The organism is Kitasatospora sp. NPDC001095 (genome assembly GCF_053598615.1).
Window position 1 is genome coordinate 20,465 of the sequence record NZ_JBSFKQ010000076.1, and the last position, 8,246, is coordinate 28,710.

The window sequence follows — 8,246 nt, forward strand, 5'->3', positions numbered from 1 at the left end:
CGGAGCCGGCGCTCGCGGCGGCGTGTCCGGGGGTGCCTGACCGGCTACTTTGAGTACGGAGCTCCGTTTCCACGACCGGGAGTCCACAGTGGTAGGGGAGGTCGGGACCGATGGGACTCACCAGCCACAAGCTGCTGGCTCTGACGGCGCTGCTCGCGGTGTTCACCGTGCTCGGCACGCTGTGGGTCTGGCCCCGGCTGGCCGTGCGGAGCTGGCCCGCGATGTTCCTGCGGCTCGGCACCATCGTCGTCACCCAACTGGTCCTGCTGGTGACGCTGGGGCTCGCCGTCAACGACTACTTCGTCTTCTACGACAGCTGGTCCGACCTGCTGGGACGCGAACACGGCGCGGGCGTGGTCCAGCAGGCGGGTGGAGGCTCCGGAGCCGGTGCCAGCCCCGGAGCCGGAGCCGGAGCCGGAGCCGGGGTCGGTGCGGCTGGAGTGCAGGTGCTCGGCTCCGCGGAGATCACCGGCGTGGGGACGGTCAGTCGCGATCCGGCTCAGATCGGGCGGATCGACCGGGTGCGGCTGCCGGGTGCGACCACCGGGCTGAGCACCGAGGGCTACGTCTACCTGCCGCCGCAGTACTTCCAACCCGGCGGCGCGGAACGGCACTTCCCGGCCGCGCTGGTGCTGACCGGCTTCCCGGGCGACGCCACCAACCTGGTGACCAGGCTCCGCTACCCGGCCGTCGAACTCGGCCTGCTGCGCAAGGGGGCGATGGAGCCGACCGTCCTGGTGCTGATGCGGCCCTCGCCGACCATGCCCCGGGACAGCGAGTGCGAGGACATCCCGAACGGGCCGCAGGCGCAGAGCTACTTCACCACCGACGTGCCCGCCGACCTGCGGGCCTCCTACCGGGTGCTGGACGGCACCGGCAGTCTGGGGATCGTCGGCGACTCGACCGGCGGCTACTGCGCGGTCAAACTGGGCATGGAGCACCCGCAGACCTTCTCGGCGGCGGTCTCGCTCTCCGGCTACTTCAAGGCGGCGGAGGACGCCACGACGGGCGACCTCTTCGCCGGCAGTCCGCAGCGCCGCGCCGAGGCCGACCTCGGCTGGCGCCTGGCCCACCTGCCGATGCCGCCCCTCGCGGTGCTGCTCGCGGACAGCAAGGCGGACGGCAGCACCTACGCCGACGCCAGCGCCTTCGCGGCGGCGGCCCGCGCGCCGCTCGTGGTCGCCCAGGAGACGGTCGACACCGGCGGCCACAACTTCACCACCTGGGGGCGGCTGCTCCCGCCCGCCCTCACCTGGCTGAGCGCCCATCTGCGTGGCCCCGCGTAGCGCCCCGTCCGTCAGTGTGTCGGAGCCGGCCGGGCCGGCGCGGGGGTTTCACGGGTTCCGTGCCGCTGGGCGGCCGGCGCGGTGGACGTCCTGCTGGTGGCGGGGCTGATCCGGTCCGGCCTCGGCGCCGTTCAGGCGGTGGCCATCGGGATCGGGCTCCTGCTCGTGCCCTGGCTGCTCACCAGGGACGTCCGCCGCTGAGCGGCTCCTGCGGTCCGAACGGCCCGACCCCGGCCCCCGTCGCCGAGGCCCCGTCAGCGGGCCAGCAGCGGGAGCGGTGCGCCGGTGCGGGCCGGGAGTTCGAGGCGGGTGAGCAGGGCCGAGGGCGAGACCTCGACCACCCGGCAGCCGGCCCGGTGGCGGCAGTGGCGGGCGACCGAGCCGTGCCGCAGGCGGTCCAGGCGGCGACGGGTGGCGGCGCCGAGCACGAGCAGGTCCTCCGGGCCGGTGACGGCGCCGACCAGGGCGGGGCCGGGTTCGGCGTTGACCACCAGCGGGTGGATGACCAGGTCGGACGGGTAGCCGCCGTAGGCCTGCTCGAAGGCGACGTCGAGGCGCCGGCGGGCGGCGTGCTCCAACTCGGAGCGCGGGCGCAGGCCGTCACGCTCGGTGGTGGCCCAGGCGGCCACGGGCACCAACACCGCCCGGTGCCGGGCCGCCTCGCCGACGGCGTGGTAGAGGGCGGCCAGACTGCTCAGTGATCCGCTCAGGCCGACGATCACTCGGGTGGTCCCGGTCATGGCCGTTCGCCTCCGTCTCTCCGGCGGCTCTCTCCATCGGGCTCCGCCGGTTCGGCACTCCTTGCTTCGGATGACTCCAGTGAACCCCGGAACGGACCCGTCCGTACCGCTGCTGACACCTCCATGACGCGGGCCGCGCACATCCTGACGGACTCCTGACAGGGGCGGCGGGGATCTCCCGGGCGGCGCGCCCCGCCCGGGGCCCCGGCCGGTCCGTCAGCCCAGCCCCGGCACGAACCGGATCAGCAGGTCGATCGCCTTGATGCCGAGGAACGGCAGCACCAGCCCGCCCAGCCCGTACACCCGCAGGTTGCGCCGCAGCAGGTCGGTCGCCGAGGCCGGCTGGTAGCGCACGCCGCGCAGGGCGAGCGGGATCAGGGCGATGATGATCAGCGCGTTGAAGATGATCGCGGAGGCGATGGCCGAGGTGGGGCTGTGCAGTTCCATGATGTTGAGGTGGTGCAGCCCGGGATAGGCGTTCGCGAACATCGCGGGGATGATGGCGAAGAACTTGGCCACGTCGTTGGTGATCGAGAAGGTGGTCAATGCTCCTCGGGTGATGAGGAGTTGCTTGCCCACTCGGACGATCTCGATCAGCTTCGCCGGGTTGGAGTCGAGGTCGACCATGTTGCCGGCCTCCTTGGCGGCCGGGGTGCCGGAGTTCATCGCGACGCCGACGTCGGCCTGGGCGAGCGCGGGGGCGTCATTGGTGCCGTCACCGGTCATCGCGACCATGTTCCCGGCGGCCTGTTCGCGGCGCAGGTGGGCGAGCTTGTCCTCCGGGGTGGCCTCGGCGAGGACGTCGTCCACCCCGGCCTCGGCGGCGATGGCGCGCGCGGTCAGCGGGTTGTCCCCGGTGACCATGACCGTACGGATGCCCATCCGCCGCAGTTCGGCGAAGCGTTCGGCGATGCCCTCCTTCACCACGTCCTTGAGCTCGACCACGCCCAACGCCCGTGCGCCGTGCCGGTCGTGGACCGCGACCAGCAGTGGGGTGCCGCCGGACTCGGAGATCCGGTCCACCAGCGGCTTGGCCTCCATCGGAAGCCGCCCACCGGAGTTCACCACCCAGCGGGCGACGGCGCCGGCCGCCCCCTTGCGGATCAGGCAGGTGGTGCCGTCCGGCCAGGAGAGGTCGACGCCGCTCATCCGGCTCTGCGCGGTGAACGGCACGGGCTGCTGCTCGCCCAGTTCGCCCGGGGCCCTCGGTGGCAGCCAGTAGTGACGGACCGTCAGTTCGACGAGTGACCGCCCCTCCGGCGTCTCGTCCGCGACGGAGGCCAACTGGGCGGCCTCGGCGAGCTGTTCGGTGGTCGCGCCGGGCAGCGGGTGCAGGGCGACGGCCCGGCGGTTGCCGTGGGTGATGGTGCCGGTCTTGTCGAGCAGCAGCACGTCCACGTCTCCGGCGGCCTCCACCGCCCGGCCGGACAGCGCGACCACGTTGCGCTGCACCAGCCGGTCCATGCCGGCGATGCCGATCGCCGAGAGCAGTGCACCGATGGTGGTCGGAATGAGCGCGACCATCAACGCCACCAGCACGACGGTGGTTTGGGGTGCGTGGGCGTAGATCGCCATCGGCTGGAGCGAGACGACGGACAGCAGGAAGACGATGGTCAGCGAGGCCAGCAGGATGTTGAGCGCGACCTCGTTCGGCGTCTTCTGCCGGTTCGCCCCCTCGACCAGGGAGATCATCCGGTCGACGAAGCTCTGCCCGGGGCGGGAGGTGACCCGGATGACGAGGTGGTCGGAGAGCACCCTGGTGCCGCCGGTGACACCGGTGCGGTCGCCGCCGGACTCCCGGACCACCGGTGCGGACTCCCCGGTGATCGCGGATTCGTCCACGGTCGCGATGCCCTCGACCACCTCGCCGTCCTGCGGGATCACCTCGCCGGCCGGGACGAGGACGATGTCGTGCGGGAGCAGCTGCGCGGCGGGGATGACCTCGTGGCGGTGGTCGCGGGTGCCGACCCGCCAGTGCGGCAGCCGCCGCGCGGTGGTGGCGGACTGGACGCGGCGCAGGGAGTCGGCCTGCGCCTTGCCGCGGCTCTCCGCGACGGCCTCGGCGAGGTTGGCGAACAGCACGGTCAGCCAGAGCCAGAAGGAGATCACCCAGGAGAAGACGCTCGGGTGGAGGACGGCGCTGATGGTGGTGAGCGCGGAGCCGGTCTCGACCACCAGCATCACCGGGTTGCGCGTCATGGTGCGCGGGTGGAGCTTGCGGACGGCGGCGGGCAGCGCCTCGGCGAGCTGACGGCGGGTGATCAGCCGGCGCCGCCCGCCCGGCGAGGTGGGCCGGTGGCTCGGTGGCGGCGTGGGCGCGGAGGCCGGGGAGGGCTCCGGGCGGCGGAACCAGTTCTGATCGGGCGAGGTGCCCGGGGTGGTGTCCGGGGTGCTGAGGGCCGAACGGCGCATCGTCTCGGGGCCTTCCGGGCCGCCCGGTTGACAGGGCGGCGGGTTTCGGGGGAGCGGCGGGAACGCCGGACAGCCCACCATCCGTCCGGCGGGGAACATGCCGGTCTTGACACGGGCTTGGCGGCGGAGCGGCAGTCCTTGACAGCTCCCTGACACCCCCGCCGGACCGCTGTCAGGAAGGCGTCAAGGACTGCGACCCCGCCGTACGCCCTGCGTCAAGGACGGGTGCGGTCGGTGTGCGGAGGGGCTCCACTGGAGGGGTAAGGCCGCACGGGCCGCCGCCACCCGAAGGGACCTCGCCATGACCACCGCCACCACCGCCACCGCCGCCACCGCCGCCACCACCGCCGCCACCGCCGCCACCGCCGCCACCGCCGTCATCGACGTCGACGGGCCGCTGGAGCGGACGGTCCGCCCGGTTCCGGTCGCCTGGCGCCGGGACCGCCCCGAGCCGCCGGAACCGGCCCCGGTGGTCGACCGCGCTCGCACCCGCCCGGCGCACTGCCGGTTCGCCGCGCACTACGAGGACTGACGCCCGCAGGACCACCCGCCACCCACAGGAGCAGCCGCCATGACCCAGCTCGTCGCCCCGCCCGTCCCCTCCGCTCCCTCCGCTCCCACCGCCCCCGCCGACGCGCTCGGCGGCCCCTGGCCGGCCTCGGCGCGGCCCGGCCGGGGAGCCGAGCTGCTGGTCGGCGGTGTGGGACTGGCCGAGGCCGCCGAGCGGTTCGGCACCCCGCTGTACGTGCTGGACGAGGCCGAGGTCCGGGGGCGGGCCCGGGCCTACCGGCGGGCGCTGCCGCACGCCGAGGTGCTGTACGCGGCCAAGGCCTTCCTGTGCAGCGCGATGGCCGACTGGGTGGAGCAGGAGGGGCTGGGGCTGGACGTCTGCTCGTCGGGAGAGCTGTGGCTGGCGGTCTCGGCCGGCTTCCCGGCCCAGCGGATCCTGCTGCACGGCAACGCCAAGTCCCCGGAGGAGCTGCGGCTGGCCCGTCGGCTGCGGGTCGGGCGGATCGTGATCGACGGCCCGGCGGAGATCGCGCGGCTGGCGGCGCTGGTGGCCGCCGACACACCGCAGAGGGTGCTGGTCCGGGTGGTGCCCGGGATCTCCGCCGGGCACCACCAGGCGGTGCGGACGGGCGTCGGCGGGCAGAAGTTCGGCTTCCCGGTGGAGGGCGGTGACGCGGCGGACGCCATCGCCCGGGTGCTCGACCAGCCCGGGCTCGAACTGGCGGGGCTGCACTGCCACTTGGGTTCGCAGATCACCTCGGTGGAGCCCTACCTGCTCGCGGTGGACGCGCTGGTGCGGCTGCTCTCCGAGGTGCGGGAGCGGCACGGCGTGGAGCTGTCGGAGCTGGACCTGGGTGGCGGCCACGGCATCCGCTACCTGCCCGGGGACGCCGAGCTGGACCTCGCCGAGTTCGCGGTGCGGGTGACCGACCGGCTGGCGGTGCGCTGCGCCGAGGCCGGGCTGGACGTGCCCCGGCTGCTCGTCGAACCCGGCCGCGCCGTCGCCGGACCGGCCGCGGTGGCGGTCTACCGGGTGCTGTCCGTCAAGCACACCGCTGACGGCCGCTGCTTCGTCGCGGTGGACGGCGGCATGAGCGACAACCCGCGCCCGGCCCTGTACGGATCGCCGTACACGGTGCGGCTGGTCGGCCGCCGCTCGGAGGCGGGGGAGGGGAGGGTGGACGTGGTCGGACGCCACTGCGAGGCCGGCGACGTGCTCGTCCGGGACGCCGCGCTGCCCGCCGACCTGCGCCCGGGCGACCTGCTGGCCATGCCGGCGGCCGGGGCCTACCAGCTCTCCATGGCCTCCGGCTACAACCTGGTCGGCCGCCCGGCCGTGGTCGCGGTGAGGGACGGCCGGGCCCGTCTCCTGATCCGCCGGGAGACGGTCGAGGACTTCCGTCTGCGCGAGGTCGGCCGCTGAGGGGGTGGGGCGGGCCTGCGTGAGAAGTCGGCCGGGCCGACTTCTCACGTACTTCCCTGCACTTCCACGCACTCTCACGGAGGCCCGAAACTCCGTTGAACCGGTGTGACCCGGAGGGCCGTTGACGAAGATGATCACCTTCTTCGCCGTCCGACAGGATTTCCATGCGTCAGCCTTCCCCTCCCGATGCCCGCACCAGGCCCCGGCGGCGACTTCGCCGGCCGACCCACCTGGTGACGGCATGCGTCGCCGCGAGCGCGGCCCTGCTCGCGCCCGCCTCCGCCGAGGCGAGCGGGACGAGCAACAGCGACGCGTACAACAACCTCGGGTCGACCTCCCGGGCGGACTGGATGCGGAACCTCGCCGGTGACACCTGGCTGGCGTCACTGTCCCTGCCCGGCACCCACGACACCCTCGCCATCCACGGGGGCGACCCCGTCCGGACCCAGCAGGACTTCGGCGACAGCGCCAACACCCTGAGCACGCAGCTGGATCGCGGGATCCGCGCCATCGACATCCGGGTCCGCGTCACCGAGAACAAGTACTTCACCGTCCACCACGGGTCGTTCTACCAGAACGCCAACTTCGACGACGTCCTGGGCAAGGCGAGGGACTTCCTCGGACAGCACCCGAGCGAGACGATCGTGATGCGGCTGAGGGCCGAGTGCCCGCTCGGTGGCAGCGGCGGCACGTTCGAGTGCGACGACGATCCGAAGACGGTCACCAACGACAGGCGCAGGGAGATCTTCGCGGACTACGTGTCCCGGTATCCCGGCCTGTTCTACGCCCCGTCGGTGGTCAACGGCACCAAGGCCTACGTTCCCCGGCTCTCGGACGTCCGGGGGAAGCTCGTGCTGGGCAGCTTCGACGGCCTCGACAGCGACAGCTACGGGATCGGGACCTTCAACGACCACCAGGAGGACCACTTCGACGTGCCCGACGCCCGCAGGAAGTGGGAGTACGTCAAGGCGAACATCGACCGGGCGGTCGGCGACGGCAGCGGTCACATGTTCGTGACGTACACGTCGGCGTCCAACGCCCCCCTCCTGAACCCGCACGCGTACGCGGGCGGACACGTGACCTACGTGGGCGGCAAGGCGCCCGTCAACCTTCCGGGCGTCAACTTCCAGTTGATGAACTACCTCAACAACGGCGGGGGCAAGGGCCGCCTCGGCGTCGTCATGATGGACTTCCCCGGCTGGGCGCTGGTGGAGAACATCATCGCCCGCAACCAGGACCACGTCGTCAAGGGCGCCCACCAGGCCGTCTGGCTGGTCAACGCCGACAAGACCTACGTCGACAGCAAGTACCACCGGTGCATGGTCCGGGGGCCGGAGTTCGACAGGTCCGACTCCGGTGGTCTGGTCACCCAGCGCGCGTGCCAGTCGACGCCGCCCAGCAGCCACCAGTGGGGAGCCGAGAAGCCGCCGTACGACGGCCAGGGCTATTACTGGATCAAGGCCAACAACGGCAAGTGCCTGACCGTCCCCTACAACAACGGCACCCCGCCGGGGGCCGGGACCCAGTTGTTCTGGTGGGGCTGTGAGACCCGCTGGTCCTCGGGCAGCCAGCTGTGGAACGTCATCCCGACCCAGATCGAGGTCGGGGGCAAGCGCACGACGGCCTACAAGTTCATCAACCAGTGGACGGGCCTGTGCGTGTCGGTGGACCCGGCGACCGCGTCCACCGCGGGCGGCAAGGTGACCCAGGACGCCTGCCCGGCCTGACGCGCACTGCCCTCCGGGCCTCGGCTCCCTCCGGCCGGCGTGAGAAGTCGGCTCGTCGACTCTGCTGGCGAAGTCGCTCGGGGTGGGTGTGGGACAGTGAGTGCCGACAAGGTGCCTGTCTGTAGGGGTGGTTGTGCTTCGTCCTGGT

General features: G+C 72.7%; 6 protein-coding genes. 4 read left to right on the top strand and 2 right to left on the bottom strand.

Features of this window, described 5'->3' with window-relative positions:
• Positions 1 to 110 precede the first annotated feature (110 nt).
• Positions 111 to 1,286: an alpha/beta hydrolase gene (locus ACWDBB_RS34540; protein WP_449793364.1), complete on the top strand. Its 1,176-nt coding sequence runs from the start codon at positions 111 to 113 to the stop codon at positions 1,284 to 1,286.
• A gap of 254 nt (positions 1,287 to 1,540) precedes the next feature.
• Here the strand turns inward: ACWDBB_RS34540 and ACWDBB_RS34545 are convergent, their stop codons facing one another.
• Positions 1,541 to 2,026: a universal stress protein gene (locus tag ACWDBB_RS34545; RefSeq protein WP_449793365.1), complete on the bottom strand. Its 486-nt coding sequence runs from the start codon at positions 2,024 to 2,026 to the stop codon at positions 1,541 to 1,543.
• 216 nt (positions 2,027 to 2,242) lie between these two features.
• Entirely contained in the window at positions 2,243 to 4,438 is a 2,196-nt protein-coding gene (gene kdpB / locus ACWDBB_RS34550; protein ID WP_449793366.1) for a potassium-transporting ATPase subunit KdpB, read from the bottom strand.
• Between the two features lie 301 nt (positions 4,439 to 4,739).
• Between kdpB and ACWDBB_RS34555 the strand changes: the two genes are divergently transcribed.
• The 3 genes from ACWDBB_RS34555 (at position 4,740) to ACWDBB_RS34565 (ending at position 8,098) form a co-directional block, all read left to right on the top strand.
• Positions 4,740 to 4,970, top strand: a complete 231-nt coding sequence (locus tag ACWDBB_RS34555) for a hypothetical protein (protein WP_449793367.1) — start codon at positions 4,740 to 4,742, stop codon at positions 4,968 to 4,970.
• Between the two features lie 39 nt (positions 4,971 to 5,009).
• A complete protein-coding gene (gene lysA / locus ACWDBB_RS34560) occupies positions 5,010 to 6,371 on the top strand; it encodes a diaminopimelate decarboxylase (RefSeq protein ID WP_449793368.1) in 1,362 nt (453 codons plus the stop codon).
• A gap of 164 nt (positions 6,372 to 6,535) precedes the next feature.
• Positions 6,536 to 8,098, top strand: coding sequence for a phosphatidylinositol-specific phospholipase C domain-containing protein (locus tag ACWDBB_RS34565; RefSeq protein WP_449793369.1), 1,563 nt, complete (start codon positions 6,536 to 6,538; stop codon positions 8,096 to 8,098).
• Positions 8,099 to 8,246: the final 148 nt, after the last annotated feature.

Bases quoted from the DNA above. Each gene is read 5' to 3' on its own strand.
- ACWDBB_RS34555 (WP_449793367.1), top strand. From the start codon at position 4,740: ATGACCACCGCCACCACCGCCACCGCCGCCACCGCCGCCACCACCGCC.
- ACWDBB_RS34565 (WP_449793369.1), top strand. From the start codon at position 6,536: ATGCGTCAGCCTTCCCCTCCCGATGCCCGCACCAGGCCCCGGCGGCGA.
- ACWDBB_RS34540 (WP_449793364.1), top strand. From the start codon at position 111: ATGGGACTCACCAGCCACAAGCTGCTGGCTCTGACGGCGCTGCTCGCG.
- kdpB (WP_449793366.1), bottom strand. From the start codon at position 4,438: ATGCGCCGTTCGGCCCTCAGCACCCCGGACACCACCCCGGGCACCTCG.
- lysA (WP_449793368.1), top strand. From the start codon at position 5,010: ATGACCCAGCTCGTCGCCCCGCCCGTCCCCTCCGCTCCCTCCGCTCCC.
- ACWDBB_RS34545 (WP_449793365.1), bottom strand. From the start codon at position 2,026: ATGACCGGGACCACCCGAGTGATCGTCGGCCTGAGCGGATCACTGAGC.